Below are 16,621 nucleotides of genomic sequence, written 5' to 3' on the forward strand. Positions count from 1 at the left end.
CCGCACCTCTAGCGGAACAGCAACTGAATTAGGCGGAACACGACCGCGCCAGTTGTCGCGACCACGAGCCACTGGACCGGGTGAATTGCAACCGACATGAAGCTGCCGAGCTGTTGGCTAAATTCCAAGTCCGTGTCCTCAACGTCGTCTCGCACGGCTTGCTTAAGCTGCGCGAGCCCAGCGAGCAGCATCGCCAAGAGGCCGCCGCCAAAGATTACGAGTACGATCGCGACAACGGTAGAGGTGCGCGCCATCATCGCGATCGTGTTCTTGCCTAGATATGCCTCGTAGATCGCAGCCATGCAGAACGCAAAACCACCTACCGCAAAAATCCGCGTCGCCTCATTTGATCGACGCTCAAGCTGGCGGGCGAGCGCTTGGATACGTTCTCGGTTGCGCACCCAGTCGCGTAACTGGACGCCAACTCCGGCCGCCGCCATCCGGCACCACTTGAACGACTGGAAGCCTGTCAAGAACATGATATACAGCGAGGGGAGGAGCAGTCCGACAAACGTCGTCAGCGAGTAGGGGAGGTAAGCGAGGTAGGGTAACTGGTACATGCGAAAGTAGATTCTACCGTTTCCGCCGTCCTCCTCCGGCGTTTCAACGAAGCTCGACCAGACACGGCCTCTTCCGGGCTCGTGCTCCTTGATCACGTTAAAGAAGAAAGAGCCGTCCTTCCAGCCGGCCTCCTGCCAAGCCTTTGGGATACAATGCACCAGCGCCCAGCGTCGTTCCTGCCAGCTTTTGTTGCTATCGTTCCCCGGGTCGAAGGTGGCAAGCTTCGCAGGCCCAGTCACGACATGGTACTGGATGATGTATGCGCTGCCCAGCAGCCCAATCGCTAGAAACGCAGCGCCGATTGGATAGCGGATAAAGGCGGCGAACTCGCCCTTGGACAGCAGGGGCACGCGGCGGGGAAACTTTGTCTGCTGCGCGACGCCTACGACGGCCAGCAGCAGAACTGCAAGAAGAAGAACTCGGCCGCCTTCAACCATCCAGCCGTAATGCTCGTTGAAGTCGAGTGCCGTGCCAATCTCCCGCCGCGCGCGCAAGTTCTCGACCTCTATCGCGCCCGGCGGAGGGCCTGCTGTGCAGGTTTTGCCAAAGTGGATGAGCGCATCTGGCGGTTCTCCAGCCTCCTGAAGGTAGCCGAGCCGGTTGCGTAGGCTTCCGCTATCGCCGTGGGTTTCCACAAACGCTTCGATCTTGGGATCGGGCGCGATGCTGAACGCCGCCTGAAACGCCGGACTGCTTAGCGGGCTGTGTGCGAGATAGGCGCTGGTGACGCCGATCGCGGCCAGGACGACCACGTACACCAGCAGCGGAGTGAAACTGATGTTTCTGCCGTTATCGTAGAGGTCGGTGAAAATCGACGGCCAGCCGTCTGAAAGGCGAAAGTCCTCCTGGTTATTGAGGATAACCTTGACGGTGGCCGCGGCGTCCTCAGAGTAGTCGCGGCTGATGACGAACTTGGCGACGTTTTCTGTTGCGTCCGCGAGCGTCGCGTTGTCGGCGAGGCTGTCGTAAACTGCCGCCGCAAAGTCCGCGGCCAGCTCATTGCCGATTTCGTTGCGCGAGCCGATCATACAGCAGTCGATGCTGCCGCGTACGGCAGCGAGCTCGTTTTGGTAGGTCTTCAGCTGCGAGAACGCCCAGCAGCCGTTGAGGAAGATCAGCCGCAGGCTCGCTGCCCCCCCAAACAGTCGGGCGAACTCGCTCGCCTTCAACAACCAGTTGCCGCCGCGGCCGTCCTGGATGACGAACCCTTCGTCCGTGGCGTGGCCGGCGTAGTGGAGGACGACGAGGCGGCTGCGGAAGTCAGTGCTGAGGACGCTGTTGAACGCTTCCTTTGTACCGTCTTTCACGACGAGAACGTCATAGTCCATGTGCTTCAGGGCACGCCCGACGTCATTGACCTCGCGGTCAAGAGCGTCGTCGAGGTCGCCCCCATCCGCCTGCCCGCGAATGACGAGCGCCGCAGGGCGGTCCGAGCGACGCACCGGGCCGAATCCTACGCGCCGCCGCAGCCTGTCCGTAAGGAGCTGCCACAGGCGGGCGAGCATTTATGGCACCCCTGGCATACCTGCGCCAATGTCGTCCGTGGCCGCGCCGGGAAAGCTCTTGGCTTTCACGCGTGCCGCACTCGCCCTGAGGGCTGCCGCCACGATCTGTGTCGAAACTCTTTCGTGCTTCTGGAGGCCCTCAGCTGCCTGCTCCCAGTGCAACGCGGCGAGGCCGGCAACGTGGGGACAGGCCTGGCTTGTTCCGTCCATTACGCTGAAGTCGCGCTCTCCGAGGCCGGCCGAGACGATGCCGACGCCCGGCCCGACGAGGTCGGGCTGGGTGTTCGAGAAGTATGCAATTTTTAGCGTGTCGTCGTCGGCCGGTCCCACTGCGCCAACGGACAGTATCCCGATCGCCGCCGCTGGGCTGAGCTTGGACACGACGTACTGGTCGCGGTTGCTGACGTTGCCGGTCGCGGCGAACACGAGAGCACGCTGCCCCATCGCCTCGCCGGCGAAGCGAAACTGCATATAGGTGTCGAACAGGCGGACGTTGTCGCGAAACGTATTGACCAGCCGTGCAGCGGTCGGGATGTCCGCGTCCTTGAACTCGAGCGCTTTGTAGATATCGAAGCCGAGCGACATCGCGATGATGTCAGCTCCTTCGTTGAAGGCCCAGTCGAGCGCGAGGATCAACTCCTTCAGCCCGGCCTTTCCCCCAATTACCTTGCCTATTAACGCGCGCTCCACCCCCGGCGCGACGCCGATCCTTACGGTTCTGCCGTCGCCGTCATCGAAATCGCGGCCGAATAGCGTGCCGGCGCAGTGGGTGCCGTGCCCATGTTCGTCGCCGTTGCCCTCGCCGGTGAAGTCCTTCTCGATGAGGTTGTCCCCCATGCCGGCGAACGCAGCGTGACTTCTGTTGATGCCGGTGTCGAGTATAGCGACGGTAACTCCCGCACCGTTGTAGGGGGTGTCGGAATTGAGCTTTAGTGCGTGTATGCCCCACGCGGTGCCTCGATCCTTCGCCGCCTCGATCGCGGTAGCATCCGCATCGCTCTGTCCCGACGCGGCGGCCTCCGTCGTTTTTGCTTCGGCCCCGAGCCCTTGACGCGTTTTGTCGAGCCGAACTGGCTCGATGACGCTAAGCGGCAGCGGATCATCAATCGTGCCGATGATCTGGTGCGGTTTCTCGTGCCGCTCCGCGGAGGTTTCGTCCCGCACTTCAAGCTTGAGTGGGGCGAGGCGGCGGGTCGGCATGCCTCGCACCTGGCCGCGTGTCGTCATCGGCGTCACGGTCGAGGCTTCCGCCGTGTCGTCGCCGTCAATCGGGACCGCGCGAAGAACAAACATAGTCTTCTCGCTCATGCCAGCACCCGCTCGTTGAGCTGCTCGCCCCACCAAGCACAAGTCTCGAGATAGGTGGGAGTGAGAAGGCGGCGTATTATGATGGCCGCGACGATCACTGCGACCGGCTGTGCAATCGCCAGAGAGGAGGTCATGATGCCGACAAGCGCGGCAGTAACAGCGTCGCCGCCAATCCCAAACGCGGCCCGCAGCTTGTCGCGGTCGTACTTGTCGCTCTCAGCGCTGCCGCACAGAACTGTGTGCAACTCGCGATGAAGGCGCTTGAAGATGCGTAGCCCGAGGGCCGTGAGCTGCTCGCTGAGAGACAGCGGCTCAAGGGCGCCGTCCGGCTTGCCGATGGACTGGGCGCGGAACGCTAGCTCCGCAAACAGCTCATCCTCCGATACCTCGCGCTCGGCGAGCGACTGGACCTCCGCGACAATGGCAAGTGGCGCGGCACGCGGTTCCTCTACGTGAAGGGCGTCAAGGTCGCCGTCGGCAGCATTGAACAGGTCTTCCGGCGCATTGTGTGAAGCGTCGGCGTCATCCGGTGCGTCCGTTTCCGGCGCTGCGGAAAGCACAGATAGCGCTTCGCGCGCCCCGTCGCTCCGGGACAACGGTGACAGGAACGCGCCGATCCCGCTTTCCAGCTCGTTCTGCTTGGCGATCACGGCGTTGATAAAGCTTGTCCGGTCAATCGACGAGCCGGGGCAGGTTTTCTGAGACATCTGGTTATGGAACTTCACCGCCGTCCACGGCTTCAGCCCAAACGCGATGAGAATGGTAGCGGTGACGGTGAGGACAGACTGAAGCTGCTCGCCCTGTAGGACGTCCTTTCCTTTATCAAAGTCGCCAATGGTTTCGAACATGAACGCGCCGGTGTTGTAGCCGGCAGCGCTTGCGGGCACGGCGTTCCAGTTGCGGCCTGACCAAATGGTTCCATCCGGCGCGATTGAGACGTGCTGCGCAATGTCACTCCATCCGTTGGTCTGCGTGTGGTACTTCCACATCGCGAGAATAGTTTTTTGCCCTCTATACTGGCTGTGGTTCGGCCGCCAAGTGTGATGAACATGGACCGACGTCTTTGGATTTTTCCACGCAAATTCACCAACAACGCTGATGAAATCTGCTCGCGACATACCAACGAATCTAGGAGGCATAAACATCTCCATTGCACAAAGAAAAGAAGGAGCTGGCGCAACAGTGCTGACGAGAAGATTTGCACGTTTTTTGCAGGAGTCAATGGAAAGTTTAGAAGGGTCGTTGAAGCTCGCTGGTCAGAGAAATGTCGAGCGCCGATATGTCGGTTTTGGTCTATATATCTTATTATTTTTCTCCGCATCTTTAGGATGCAGCGTTGATAGCCCATAAATTCAACTTCCTTGAAAATTCCTGCGCCGAGCGGATTTTTGGAAAGGATTGAACTGAAACGGGAATGAAGTCAGAAAATGCAGAAGCGGAAACGATGACGCGACACTCGGGTGCGTGTGGCGTTAGCCTTCTGCTGGAAAGGGATCTTTAAGAGCATCTTTCGTCGACCTAGGTCATGTTGACAAATGGCGGAGCCACAGCCTGACACAGGCGATGTCAATGAAGCCAAGAAAGCTGGCGGCTGTTTTGTCATAGCGTGTTGCGAGCCTGCGGGTGTTCTTCAGCTTGTTGAAGCAGCGTTCGACCATGTTGCGCAGGGTGTAGAGGGTCATCTCCACGGTCTTTCGGACCTTGCGGTTCTTGCGCATCGGGATCATCGAGACGGCGTCGCGTTTCTCAACATCTTCTCGGATTTTGTCAGAGTCGTAGCCTCTGTCAGCCACCAAAACAGCAGGCGACGGCAGGTTGTCGGCCATCACCAGATCATAGCCGGCATAGTCTGAATCCTGACCCGGCGTGATCTCGGTCCTCATAGGGAGGCCAGCGCTGTTGACGCGGAGGTGGATCTTGGTCGAAAAACCACCTCTTGAACGGCCAAGAGCCTCTTTCGAAGCCCCCCTTTTGCGCCGGCCGCATGATGGCGGGCCCTGATGACTGTGCTGTCGATCATCTGGAGCTTGTCCGGGACGAACCCGGCATGGTTCAGCGCGTCCAGGACATCTTCCCACAGCCCGGCCAGCGTCCAGCGTCGGAACTGGCGATAGACCGAGAACCACTTGCCGAACTCCTCGGGCAGATCCCGCCAAGGCGCACCAGTTCGTGCGATTCAGAAAACACCTTCCAAAACAAGGCGATTATCGACAGGCTTTCGTCCGTTCGCATGCCGGACACCCCGGATGAAGCCCTCAAAGAATGCCAACTCGTCATCCGACATCAGGTTGCGAGCCGAGTTCACCTCCAACGCAGAGGTGAGCTTGAATCATAGCTGTCAGCGAACCGGAATCCCTTTTGTCAACGCGGCCTAGTCGATGCCGGATCCAAGTAAATTTTCGCACTCAACGGGAGCGCGTAAATAGCCTTTGCTGCGGCACAAGCCGTAGCTTGCGGCCTGCCGGGGCTGGGGCCATCATTCCTCTGTTTAGGATACGGATCGGCCTACTCAAGAAAGCTGATTGATGAGCAACCCTATTGTTGCCGCTAGAGGCTCAGGCTTCATTGCCGCTTAAACCGCAACCGCCTCAGTCCCGGTGAAAAGGGGGAAGACCATAGGGCGCCCGATCCGCTGCTCCCTGATTGCGGGCGAAGTCGGCGCTTGCATGGGGCGGCAGGCTTGTTGAGCAGCTTGCTCAGCTCGCAGTGGCTTCTGGCTAACCCGGTCTATGATGTCAACTGAGCCAAAGTTGTTTGCGAAGACAGGGGAATGAGCTCCTGCGTCCCGGATATTAAGTTTTGCCGCAAATCCGTCAAGCATGATTAGCGGCACTAGTGATGCCGCAGCGAGAGCGAGATCATGTTCGAGCGTCTTGATAACTGGCGGCTCTTGGCAACACCCTAGCGAAGATACCGGAAAGATTCCTTGTCGCTGTCGCCGCGACGTCTATGGATCAAGAGCGAGTCCTCATCCTAGAAGCCGTGGAGGGCGAGTGCAATGTTTCGGAACTAGATGCCAAAGATGGTGTGCATTCGCTATCACATATCTGTTAGAGAAGATTTCGGTTGACGGCGTCGCCGGCTGACTACTTTAGGAACCAGGAAGGCGTCTGCGCGTGTCGAGATGGACAAAAGTGCCGTAACGTTTTTTGTAATGCGTAGTTGTTCCTACTACCTGAGTCACCGCACTGAAGAGACTAGAGACAGGCGCGCTATGGCCTTGAAAGTCCACCGCGTTGAACTCCATATGAAAGCTTCTGCTTTCTCCATCGATGCAAGTGTTGTAGGATTTGGATCGGTACGCGGAGGTGATCCTGATTCCGGTCCCCAACTTGGTCCGAATTTTATCTAGAAGCAGGACAGTTGGGACAATCATGGGCCAGTGTGCCTCACTAGGTAGCTTGTTCTTGCCTGCACATGCTGCACCTGTGCCGTTCTTGCCGCCCATGTAGAGAAGCTCGCTCGCTTTGAAGTGCTGTAAGCCGAGCTTGCTTACGAATTCTACAAACCGCTGCTCGTAGGAGGTAGCTGTAAGCACACTCGCGATTGCCTCAGCCACGGATTGCTCAATTCCCGTTTGCGGCTTCTCGAAACCGTACTCAGCCACAATATCAGCTACGGTACGAGAGGCATGGGCATCGATATCCCCAGGGGAGATGTTCTCGCTCTGCTCCTTGTCTTCTTCAGCGTCAGTGCTCTCCTCGGCAGACTGCGTGCTCAAAGCGCTTGAATCTGCCGATTCTTTCTCTGAAGTGAGGGAAAGCATATACGCAACAAACTGTTCGTCAGCCATTACGGATGCCCCTGTTCGCTCTGATTTTTATTCGTCAGTGCGTCCCATTTTATATGAATTTGCTTTTCAAAGCAAGCCGACGGGCCGGGCTGCCAAATCAACCCGCTATTAAGCTTTCTGTTCAAAATGCTTGCTAGCCGCCAGCCTCACCGGCGGGTGCCTCTTCCTGATCGGGTATACGGGCGCCGATCGTGCAACGAATTAGGGCAACCCGCAACAAGACCCTGATTGGCCAGTGCTCGGCGCAGGCCTCTGGGCGTATCTAGGCGACCATCAAGACGATGACGCAAGGCACGGGTGTCGTCTTGAACCGGGCGGATGTGGTAGCCTGCACCGCAGGCCGGCCACCCCTCTTGCGCAGCGTGAGGCCCGACATCGCGCAGCGGTAGACAGGGGTCTCGCGCACCTTCCGACGAAACGCCACCTCCCGGTATGGGTTCAGGTCAGCCGCTCGAGAACCGGCCGTTCAAACCTATCTTGCCCTTCTAAAATCTTGACCAGCGTTGCGGCAGAGTTGGTCGCCTCGATGCGCTCCATGTCCTAGGAGAGCCCGAGATTCGCGACTTGGGCAAACTCCGCCTCCGCAACCGCCGCACAGCCAGCTGCACCACGCCACCCTTCTTGAGCGCGCTGTTCGTTTGTGTGAGCGCCGCTTCCATCGGCTTCCCATCCAGCAGTCGCGGCACCTTGCGATCGAACGGAACGAAGGACACGGGCTCAATCATCGCCAAGAACCGCCGTTCGGCACCGAGTTTGGAGGTTACCCGCTTGAACAATGCCACAGCGAAGTAGCCACGAGATTCTGCTTTGACGGGCTCGTAGTAGATGATCCAAATGCCGACTGCCTCCTCGACCGCCTTGAGGGGGGCGCGCGGGAAGTCATAGACGACATCTGGCTCATCCCTCGTAGGTCGAGATGGCCTGGTGCAATAGAACGAGCTTTGCGATCCTACAGAGAGAACTGCCGGCGCCTGAAATGCAGGTGCGCTAGCCTTCTGGCGGTGGTAGATCTCGGTGGTGTCAGGCCCCCGCAACCACTAGAACCGAACCCGCATACAGCCCGCTTTCCAGCGGGCTTTTTGCTGTTCCACCCTGTGCCAAGCCAACCATCGCCGCAAACGCACCCTCAAGCTTCAACGTGATCGCTTCCGGCGTAACGTGGACGGTGAAGATCTCGATCAGGCCGCGGATGGTCTCCAGAGCCGGCGTGCGGATCTCCGGATCGGTCAGGGTGCCCGCCAGTTCGCTCACCTTGCGCCGGTAGAGCTCCGAAAGGTTCGGGTGAAGCCGAACCGGTGACGGGCAGGGGCAGACAAGGCTTTCCAGCGTCTACAGCTTGCTTCTCAAACAGCCGTTCGCAGCCCGCTAGCGATGGCATCATAATGATCAGCCCCACCTGAGCGGTCCGCGTGTTTAGATCAGATCTCACATCAATGATGGAGCTCTGCCACACTGGGTTCTGTCGATGCGACACCCTACGGAGGCCCTGCATCCCACACTCAGCAAGCGATTCTGGAGCCAATCAACCCCCGCAGGTGAAAGATCGTCCTGACCGGTGGTGCCCCGGGCTGCCGGCTGCTAAGCGGTGCTCTTGCTCAGCGCCCAGCACCAGAAGTGGCAGGGCGGTCTCCCGCGTCAAGCGGCCCGCATCAAGACGGAACCACCCATGCCCCTCTTCAGCCTTGTCATCATCGCCATCATCCAGGGGATCACCGAATTCCTGCCCGTCTCATCGTCGGGCCATCTGATCCTGCTGCCGCGCCTGACCGGGATCGACGACCAAGGACTGGTCATCGACGTCGCCGTACATGTCGGGACGCTGGTCGCGGTGATCCTCTTTTTCTGGCGTGACGTGGCCGAAGGGCTGGTGGGCATGGGGCGCCTGGTGCGCGGGCGGATCGACACGCCGGGGGCGCGGCTGGCACTTTGCCTGATCGTCGCGACGGTTCCGGTGATCCTGGCCGGTCTGGTCCTGAAGGTGACGGGCGCGGTCGAGATGCTGCGCTCCGTTGCGGTGATCGGCTGGACGATGATCATCTTCGGCATCTTCCTCTATTGGGCAGATCGCCGGGGCGCGGCCGTGAAAGAGATTCGCCACTGGACCCTCCGCGACGCGATCATCCTTGGCCTTTGGCAGGCGGCAGCCCTGATCCCGGGCACGTCACGCTCGGGCGCGACGATCACCGGCGCCCGCGCCCTGGGCTATGCGCGGGAGGATGCCGCACGCGTCTCGATGCTGATGTCGATTCCGACGATCCTGGCCTCGGCGCTGCTGATCGGCGCGGATGTCGTTGCACAAGCCGACGGCCAGATGGCGCTGGAAGCTGGCATCGCCGCGGCATTCTCCTTTGTCGCGGCCCTCGCGGCCCTCTCGCTGATGATGCGGCTTCTGAAGACCGTCAGCTTCACGCCCTATGTCATCTATCGGCTTATCTTGGGCGTGGCGTTGCTGTGGATCGCCTATGCTTGACTGAAAACTGGGAATGCGGATCGGAAAGACCGCTGTTCCCTTATCCAGTCGTGGCCGGGCATCACCCAAGGGGCATCAGGGTCCACGCATGACAACCTCTGCGGGGTTTGCCACCAACGGCGAACCGGGACGTCTTGGCCCGACGCCTGGCCGCTGGCAGTATGGCCCGATGCCCTTGCCGTGCCGCCGCCACGTTCTTCGATCGATCGCCGTGACCGCGTTGCTGCTGACGCTCGCGGGGGCGGTTCATATGGCGGCGCGACGGGCAGGGCTGGCTGGCCTGGATGCGGAACTGCACAACCGTCTGATGCTGGCCCAGCATGCCGTGGTGACCCAGGTCGAACGCTATCGCTACCTGCCAGGGGTCGTCGCACAGGATGCGCGCATCCAAGCCGCGCTGGTGGGGCCGGATGCCGCGACCGGTCGGGCCCATGCCTACCTGACCGCCATCCGCGACCTGTCCGGCGTCGATGAAATCTATGTGCTGGACGTGGCAGGACGCGCGGTCGCCGCTAGCAATCATGCCGAACCCGGCAGCTTTGTCGGTCAGAACTATGCGTTCCGGCCCTATTTCAGGCAAGCGCTGGAGGTGGGGCAGGGACGCTATTATGCGGTCGGCGTGACCACGGGCATTCCGGGCTATTTCCTCGCCTCGCGGATCGGGCCGCAGGAGGCGCCTTTGGGGGTGGCGGTGGCCAAGGTCGACATGTCCGACCTGCCAAAGGCCTGGGCGGGCGCCGCGCAGGCCGTGGCCCTTGCGGACGGGGCCGGCATCGTCTTTCTGTCGGCCGAGCCGGAATGGCTCTTCCGTCCGTTGGACCCGTTGCGGCCCGACACTGTGGCACAGCTGGCGGTCGAGCGTCGCTATGACGGGCAGGACCTGGCGGCGGCGGTGCCGCTGCGTCCCGCGCTGGCCGGGCTGCGGCTGGCCGAGGCCCCGCTGCAGGCCGATGGCTGGCGGGTGATCGCGGCCCTGCCCGTCGGGGCGGTGGAACAGCAGGCCCGCCTGCTGGCGGCGCTGGCGGGCATGTCGGGCCTGCTGCTGTCCGCGCTGGCCGTCAGCCTGGCGCAGCGGCGTCAGCTGATCCGCGTGCGTCTGAACCAGAACGCCGAGCTGGAGCGCCGCGTGACCGAGCGGACCGAGGCCCTTGGCCATGAAATCGCCGAGCGTCGGCTTGCCCAGGCCGAATTGCGCGAGGCGCATGAGAGCCTGGTCCAGGCCGCCAAGCTGGCGGTTCTGGGGCGCATGTCCTCGACCATTGTGCACGAGGTCAGTCAGCCCCTGTCGGCGCTGGACAGCACGCTGGCCGCGGCCGAGCTGCACCTGCGCGCGGGCCGGGAGGCGCGGGCCGAGGCCAGCCTGGGCGCCGCCCGGGCGCTGCTGATGCGGATGCAGAAGATGGTGCGGAACCTGAAATCCTTTGGCTCGCGGCAGCGGATCGATCCGCCAGAGCCTGTGGACATGGGGCAGGTGCTAGCCGCGGCCGCCGAGGTGCTGGCGCCGCGCCTGGCCGAACTGGGCCAGAGCCTGCATCTGGCCGCGCCCGCAGGCCTGCCCGCCGCGCAGGGTCATCCGATCCGGCTGGAGCAGGTCGCCACGAACCTGATCCTGAACGCCGCCGAAGCCGCAGCGGCGGCCGCTGCCTCCGAGCCGATCTCCGTCAGCCTGACCGTCCAAGGCCAGATGCTGCGCCTGACCATCGCCGATCGGGGTCTCGGCATCGACCCCGCGTTGCGGACCCGCATCGAGGAGCCTTTCTTCACCACCCGGATCACCGGCGAAGGCCTGGGGCTGGGCCTGGCCATCACCCGCGGGATCCTGGACCAGATGGGCGGCCAGATGGACTTTGCGCCGCGTCCAGGCGGCGGCACGCTGACCATCGTCGACCTGCCCCTGTGGCAGAACCAGGCCGTCATGACCCGGAAGGCGGGCTAGATGCGGGGCCGGATCGTCTTCATTGATGACGAGGCACCCCTTTGCGCGGCTGCGGCGGATTGGCTGGAGGCGTCCGGCTTCGAGGTCCAGACCTTCACCGACCCCGCCGAGGCGCTGTCGCGGATCCGGGTCACCGATTACGACGCCGTGGTGACGGACCTGCGGATGCCCGGGTTGGGGGGGCAGGAGGTTCTGGACGGGCTGCGCGCGCAGGACCCAGACCTGCCGGTGATCCTGCTGTCGGGACATGCGGATGTCCCGGTCGCGGTGGCGGCGATGCGGACCGGCGCGCATGATTTTCTGGAAAAGCCCTACCGTGCCGAACATCTGGTCGAGGTGCTGGACCGTGCCGTAGCGCTGCGCCGGATGCGAACCTCTGCCCGGCAGGCGCGCACGACCGGCCCCGCTGTTGCCCGACTGGAGACCCGCCTGGCCGGTGACAGCCAGGCCATCCGCCACCTTCGCCGCATGGTCGGACACCTGAGCGATCTGCCGCAGGACGTCCTGATCATCGGAGAACTGGGCAGCGGGCGGCTGGAACTGGCCCGCTGCCTGCACGACTTCGGGCGCCGGTCGCGGCGGCCCTTCGTGATCGTCCCTTGCGCCGGCCTGTCGGCCGAGGCGCTGGAGCAGGAACTGTTCGGCCAGGAACGCGGCGCGGGGCCCGCACGCCCTGGCCGGCTGGAACAGGCACAGACCGGCACGCTGGTGCTGACCGACATTCAGGATCTGCCGATGGGCGTTCAGTCGCGCCTGATGCGCGTGCTGCTGACCGGCGTGGTGGAACGGATGGGCGGCAGCACGCCCCGGTCCATCGACCTGCGCCTGATCGCAACGGCCCGGCCTGACCTCGCCTCCGATCCTGCGCATGGAGGGCTGCGCGCCGACCTGTTTCATCGCCTGTCGGCGGTCACACTGGACTGCCCGCCCCTGCGACGGCGGGCCGAGGACATCCCGCTGCTGTTCACGGCCATGGCCGAGGCTGCGGCCCTGCGCCTTGGCCTGCCGAGGCCCGACCTGCTGCCCGCCGACCTGGATCGGCTGGCCGCCGGCAACTGGCCCGGCAACCTGGCTGAACTGCGCGCCACGGCAGAGCGGGCGGTCCTGGCCCTGCCGGGATCCGCGGCGACGGCGGGTGGGGGACAGGCCCTGCCGGAACGGCTGGCCCGCATCGAGGCACAGATCATCGCGGAGGCGCTGAGAGATGCCGGGGGCCACACTGCGGCCGCTGCGGAAGCCTTAGGCATTCCCCGCCGGACGCTGACCGAAAAGATGGCCCGACTTGGCCTGCGTGGCGAAAGTCCCGGCAGCTTCTTGCCGGGGGATGTTTGACCAGCGCGACATCTTGCCGGACGCAGTTGCTGCCGTTGCCTGACAAATATCATAAAATCAAGGCCTTATCCCAGAAGCAGCGAGTAGGCGCCTTCTGGAACGTTCCTCCTGCCGCCGCACAAGGGATATTGCTACGCTTCCGCGCAGAACATCATGGGAGGATCGCATGTTCCATCGCATCGCTGCCGCCGCTTCGGCGGTTGCCCTCACGGGCATCATGGCCACCGCGCCGCAGGCCCGCGCGCAGGAGTTCATCAATGTGCTGACCGGGGGAACCTCGGGGGTCTATTATCCGCTTGGCGTCGCGCTGTCGGAAATCTATGCCAGCGGCATCGACGGCGCCCGCACGCAGGTGCAGGCCACAAAGGCCTCTGTCGAGAACCTGAACCTCCTGGCCCAAGGCCGCGGCGAGATCGCTTTCGCGCTTGGCGACAGCGTCCAGCTGGCCTGGGAGGGCAACGAGGAGGCAGGCTTTGCCCGCCCGCTGAAGGAACTGCGCGCCATTGCCGCGATCTATCCCAACTACATCCAGATCGTCGCCGATGCCGCGGCGGGCGCCACCACGCTGGAGGACCTGCGCGGCAAGACCCTGTCGGTGGGCGCGCCGGCCTCGGGGACCGAGCTGAACGCCCGCACCATCTTCAAGGCGGCAGGGATGAGCTATGACGACCTGGGCAAGGTCGAGTTCCTGCCCTTTGCAGAATCGGCCGAGCTGATCAAGAACCGCCAGCTGGAAGCGACGCTGCAGTCCTCGGGCCTGGGCGTGGCCTTCATCCAGGACCTCTCGGCCACCCATGACATCACCATCGTGGCCATCCCCGAGGAGGTCGTGACCAGCATCGGCCAGCCCTATGTCCCGGCCGTCATCCCGGCGGGCACCTATTCGGGCATCGACGTGGACGTCCCCACCGCGGCGGTCGGCAACATGCTGATCTCGCACGAGGGCGTCAGCGAGGAGACCGCCTATCAAATGACCAAGCTGATGTTCGAGAACCTGGACCGGATGCAGAGCGCGCATGGCGCCGCCGCCGGGATCAGCCCCGACACGGCGCTGGACGGCTTGCCCATCCCCCTGCATCCGGGTGCCGAGCGTTACTATCGTGAAATCGGCCTGATCGAATGATCGCCCGGCCCGCGCGTCCCCTGCGCGGGCCTCATTTCCCGGAGAACGCCATGTCCGTCACCCCCACCCAAGCCGGCGGGCCGACCCGCCCTGACCGGTCCCAGCTGGACCCCTCGGCCGCGATCGAGCCCGAGATCCACGAGGGCCTGCCTCCCGGATGGGGCGCGGGCCTGCCGGGCCGCCTGGCCTTCTGGCTGGCCGTGGTCTTTGCGCTGTTCCAGCTGTGGGCTGCCGCCTATGGCACCCTGCCCAGCCAGATCGTGCGGGCGATGCATGTGGGCTTCCTGCTGCTGCTGGGTTTCGGCCTGGTCGGCAACCTGGTCGCCAGGTCGCGCGGCGGGCAGATCTTCTTCTGGGCGCTTGGCATCCTCGGCTTCTCGACCGGGCTTTACCAGTGGGTGGAGTACAACGACCTGATCCGCCGCACCGGGTTCCTGAACCGGACCGACCTGGTCATGGGCACCGTCCTGATCGTGCTGGTCTTCGAAGGAGCGCGCCGGCTGATGGGCTGGCCGCTGGCGGTGATCGCCGGGATCTTTCTGGCCTACTGCTTTCTGGGCCAGCACCTGCCTCCACCCTTCATCCATCGCGGCTATGGCTTTGACCAGATCGTCGAGCATTTCGCCTTTGGCACCGAAGGCATCTATGGCAGCCCGATCTATGTCAGCAGCGCCTACATCTTCATCTTCGTGGTCTTTGCGGCGTTCCTGGAACGGGCAGGCATGCTGAACCTGTTCAACGACTTTGCCTTGGGCATGGTCGGCGCGCGCAGGGGCGGGCCTGCACAGGTGGCGGTGCTGTCCTCGGCGCTGATGGGAACCATTTCGGGCTCGGGCGTGGCCAATGTCGTGGCCTCGGGGCAGTTCACCATCCCGATGATGAAGAAATCGGGCTTCAAGCCCGCCTTCGCGGGGGGCGTCGAGGCGACGGCCTCGATGGGCGGCCAGATCATGCCGCCGGTGATGGGCGCCGTGGCCTTCATCATGGCCGAGACGCTGAACGTCCCTTATGCCGCCGTGGTCCAGGCCGCCATCGTGCCGGCGGTGCTGTATTTCGGCGTCGTCTTCTGGATGGTCTGGCTGCAATCGGGGCGCGATGACCTCAAGGGCCTGCCGAAAGCCAGCCTGCCGAACCCCTGGCACGCAGTGCGCGACCAGTGGCCGCTGGTCCTGCCGCTGGCCGCACTGGTCTATCTGCTGTTCGCGGGCTACACGCCGATCTTTGCCGGCACGATGGGGCTGGCGCTGGTGACCGTGCTGATCCTGGGCGCGCCTCTGGCCGCGATGATCGGGCCGGTGGTGTTCCGCATGGTGTTCTGGGTCGCGCTTGGCCTGGCGGCGGCCAGCTTCCTGAAATTCGGCATCAACCTGCTGGCGCTGGTGATCCTGGGCCTGATCCTGGCCTGCGCGGTCTTCCAGGGCACGCGGCCCACCATCGGGATCATCCGCGACGCGCTGGCGCAGGGTGCGCGCAACGCGCTGCCCGTGGGCATGGCCTGCGCCATCGTGGGCATCGTCATCGGCACGCTGACCCTGACCGGCATCGCCTCCACCTTCATCGGCGCGATCATCGCCATCGGGCAGGACAACCTGTTCCTGTCGCTGGTCCTGACCATGCTGACCTGCCTGGTGCTGGGCATGGGGATCCCCACGATCCCGAACTACATCATCACCTCGTCCCTGGCAGGTCCCGCCCTGCTGGAACTGGGCGTGCCGCTGTTGGTCAGCCACATGTTCGTGTTCTATTTCGGCATCATGGCCGACCTGACGCCGCCCGTGGCGCTGGCCTGCTTCGCGGCGGGGCCGATCGCCAAGACCTCGGGGCTCAAGATCTCGATGCAGGCGATCCGGCTGGCGGCGGCGGGGTTCATCATCCCGTTCATGGCGGTCTACACGCCCTCGCTGATGCTGCAGGACGGCGGCGCCATCGCCGAGGCTTGGGGCTACCCGGTCGAGGTCGCCTATGTCCTGCTCAAGACGGTGGCGGGGGTGGCCATGTGGGGCATCGCCGTCGTGGGCTATCTGTGGGGCCGCACGACGGTGCCGGAACGTCTGCTGGCCTTCGCGGCGGGTGTCAGCCTGATCCTGGCGATGCCCTGGACGGATCAGGCCGGCTTTGCGCTGGCGGTCCTGTTCCTGATCCTCCATGGCGCGCGCAGCCGGCGGATGCGGGCGGTGACCCCGTGATCTGCGTCAGTGCCGGGGCCTTTGCCCTGGCCCTGGCTGCGCCGGGCTTTACCCTGGAATGGCGCCATTCGGTCACGCGAACCCTGTGGTGGGAACGCTGGACCGCCGGTCCCCAAGGGCTTGCTCCTGTCGAGGCCCGCATGACCGGCCCCGGCGCCGGGATGGAGCCGCCGCAGGACGCCATCTGGCGCGACGGCGCATGGCATTTTGCACCACATGTGCCGCCGCAGCAGGTGGTTCACCTTGCGGCATCCGGGGCGACCGGGGGCGGCTGGCGCCTCTGCGCCGGGGGCAGCTGCCACGACCTGCCCGAAACCCTCGGTCCGATCCGCGTGCAGTCCGCGGCGGCGTGCAACACACCCGCTCCCTGAACGCGATCTCAGCCTGTCCGACTGGCCCGGCAATGG

Annotated in this window: 11 protein-coding genes and 1 pseudogene; 6 read left to right on the plus strand and 6 right to left on the minus strand. The window is 63.5% G+C overall.

All coding sequences use genetic code 11. From position 1 onward, the window contains the following. Window positions 1-8 precede the first annotated feature (8 nt). The 6 genes and pseudogenes from ACNR9W_RS04585 to ACNR9W_RS04610 form a co-directional block, all read right to left on the minus strand. Window positions 9-2,066, minus strand: a complete 2,058-nt coding sequence (locus ACNR9W_RS04585) for a CHAT domain-containing protein (RefSeq protein ID WP_419271545.1) — start codon at window positions 2,064-2,066, stop codon at window positions 9-11. Then, window positions 2,067-3,374, minus strand: a complete 1,308-nt coding sequence (locus tag ACNR9W_RS04590; RefSeq protein WP_419271546.1) for a S8 family serine peptidase — start codon at window positions 3,372-3,374, stop codon at window positions 2,067-2,069. Then, on the minus strand, window positions 3,371-4,525 hold the full coding sequence (locus tag ACNR9W_RS04595; protein WP_419271547.1) for a peptidoglycan recognition protein family protein: 1,155 nt from the start codon (window positions 4,523-4,525) through the stop codon (window positions 3,371-3,373). The genes ACNR9W_RS04590 and ACNR9W_RS04595 overlap by 4 nt, the downstream gene beginning before the upstream one ends. A 372-nt stretch (window positions 4,526-4,897) precedes the next feature. Beyond that, a pseudogene (locus ACNR9W_RS04600) lies at window positions 4,898-5,679 on the minus strand (IS5 family transposase). A gap of 786 nt (window positions 5,680-6,465) precedes the next feature. Further along, window positions 6,466-7,167, minus strand: coding sequence for a D-Ala-D-Ala carboxypeptidase family metallohydrolase (locus ACNR9W_RS04605; RefSeq protein WP_419271146.1), 702 nt, complete (start codon window positions 7,165-7,167; stop codon window positions 6,466-6,468). A 1,020-nt stretch (window positions 7,168-8,187) separates the two neighbouring features. Further along, the gene (locus tag ACNR9W_RS04610; RefSeq protein ID WP_419271145.1) at window positions 8,188-8,418 is read right to left on the minus strand and encodes a hypothetical protein; all 231 of its coding nucleotides are present in this window, start codon (window positions 8,416-8,418) and stop codon (window positions 8,188-8,190) included. Window positions 8,419-8,833: 415 nt separating this feature from the next. On the opposite strand from ACNR9W_RS04610, the gene ACNR9W_RS04615 reads away from it, so the two are divergent. From ACNR9W_RS04615 to ACNR9W_RS04640, 6 genes are all read left to right on the plus strand, one after another. Continuing rightward, window positions 8,834-9,637: an undecaprenyl-diphosphate phosphatase gene (locus ACNR9W_RS04615; protein WP_419271144.1), complete on the plus strand. Its 804-nt coding sequence runs from the start codon at window positions 8,834-8,836 to the stop codon at window positions 9,635-9,637. A 211-nt stretch (window positions 9,638-9,848) separates the two neighbouring features. Then, complete coding sequence (locus ACNR9W_RS04620; RefSeq protein WP_419271143.1) at window positions 9,849-11,573, plus strand: ATP-binding protein; 1,725 nt, start codon at window positions 9,849-9,851, stop codon at window positions 11,571-11,573. Then, entirely contained in the window at window positions 11,574-12,905 is a 1,332-nt protein-coding gene (locus ACNR9W_RS04625) for a sigma-54-dependent transcriptional regulator (protein WP_419271142.1), read from the plus strand. A gap of 217 nt (window positions 12,906-13,122) precedes the next feature. After that, complete coding sequence (locus tag ACNR9W_RS04630; RefSeq protein WP_458478720.1) at window positions 13,123-14,028, plus strand: TAXI family TRAP transporter solute-binding subunit; 906 nt, start codon at window positions 13,123-13,125, stop codon at window positions 14,026-14,028. Window positions 14,029-14,078: 50 nt separating this feature from the next. After that, complete coding sequence (locus ACNR9W_RS04635) at window positions 14,079-16,214, plus strand: TRAP transporter permease (protein ID WP_419271140.1); 2,136 nt, start codon at window positions 14,079-14,081, stop codon at window positions 16,212-16,214. Next, window positions 16,211-16,585: a DUF1850 domain-containing protein gene (locus ACNR9W_RS04640; protein WP_419271139.1), complete on the plus strand. Its 375-nt coding sequence runs from the start codon at window positions 16,211-16,213 to the stop codon at window positions 16,583-16,585. Before ACNR9W_RS04635 ends, ACNR9W_RS04640 begins: the two co-directional genes overlap by 4 nt. The last annotated feature ends 36 nt before the right edge of the window (window positions 16,586-16,621 follow it).

The sequence above is a fragment of the Paracoccus sp. T5 genome (assembly GCF_048538155.2).
In the GTDB taxonomy this organism is placed as follows: domain Bacteria; phylum Pseudomonadota; class Alphaproteobacteria; order Rhodobacterales; family Rhodobacteraceae; genus Paracoccus.

Bases quoted from the DNA above. Each gene is read 5' to 3' on its own strand.
- ACNR9W_RS04585 (WP_419271545.1), bottom strand. From the start codon at position 2,066: ATGCTCGCCCGCCTGTGGCAGCTCCTTACGGACAGGCTGCGGCGGCGC.
- ACNR9W_RS04590 (WP_419271546.1), bottom strand. From the start codon at position 3,374: ATGAGCGAGAAGACTATGTTTGTTCTTCGCGCGGTCCCGATTGACGGC.
- ACNR9W_RS04595 (WP_419271547.1), bottom strand. From the start codon at position 4,525: ATGGAGATGTTTATGCCTCCTAGATTCGTTGGTATGTCGCGAGCAGAT.
- ACNR9W_RS04605 (WP_419271146.1), bottom strand. From the start codon at position 7,167: ATGGCTGACGAACAGTTTGTTGCGTATATGCTTTCCCTCACTTCAGAG.
- ACNR9W_RS04615 (WP_419271144.1), top strand. From the start codon at position 8,834: ATGCCCCTCTTCAGCCTTGTCATCATCGCCATCATCCAGGGGATCACC.
- ACNR9W_RS04625 (WP_419271142.1), top strand. From the start codon at position 11,574: ATGCGGGGCCGGATCGTCTTCATTGATGACGAGGCACCCCTTTGCGCG.
- ACNR9W_RS04630 (WP_458478720.1), top strand. From the start codon at position 13,123: ATGGCCACCGCGCCGCAGGCCCGCGCGCAGGAGTTCATCAATGTGCTG.
- ACNR9W_RS04635 (WP_419271140.1), top strand. From the start codon at position 14,079: ATGTCCGTCACCCCCACCCAAGCCGGCGGGCCGACCCGCCCTGACCGG.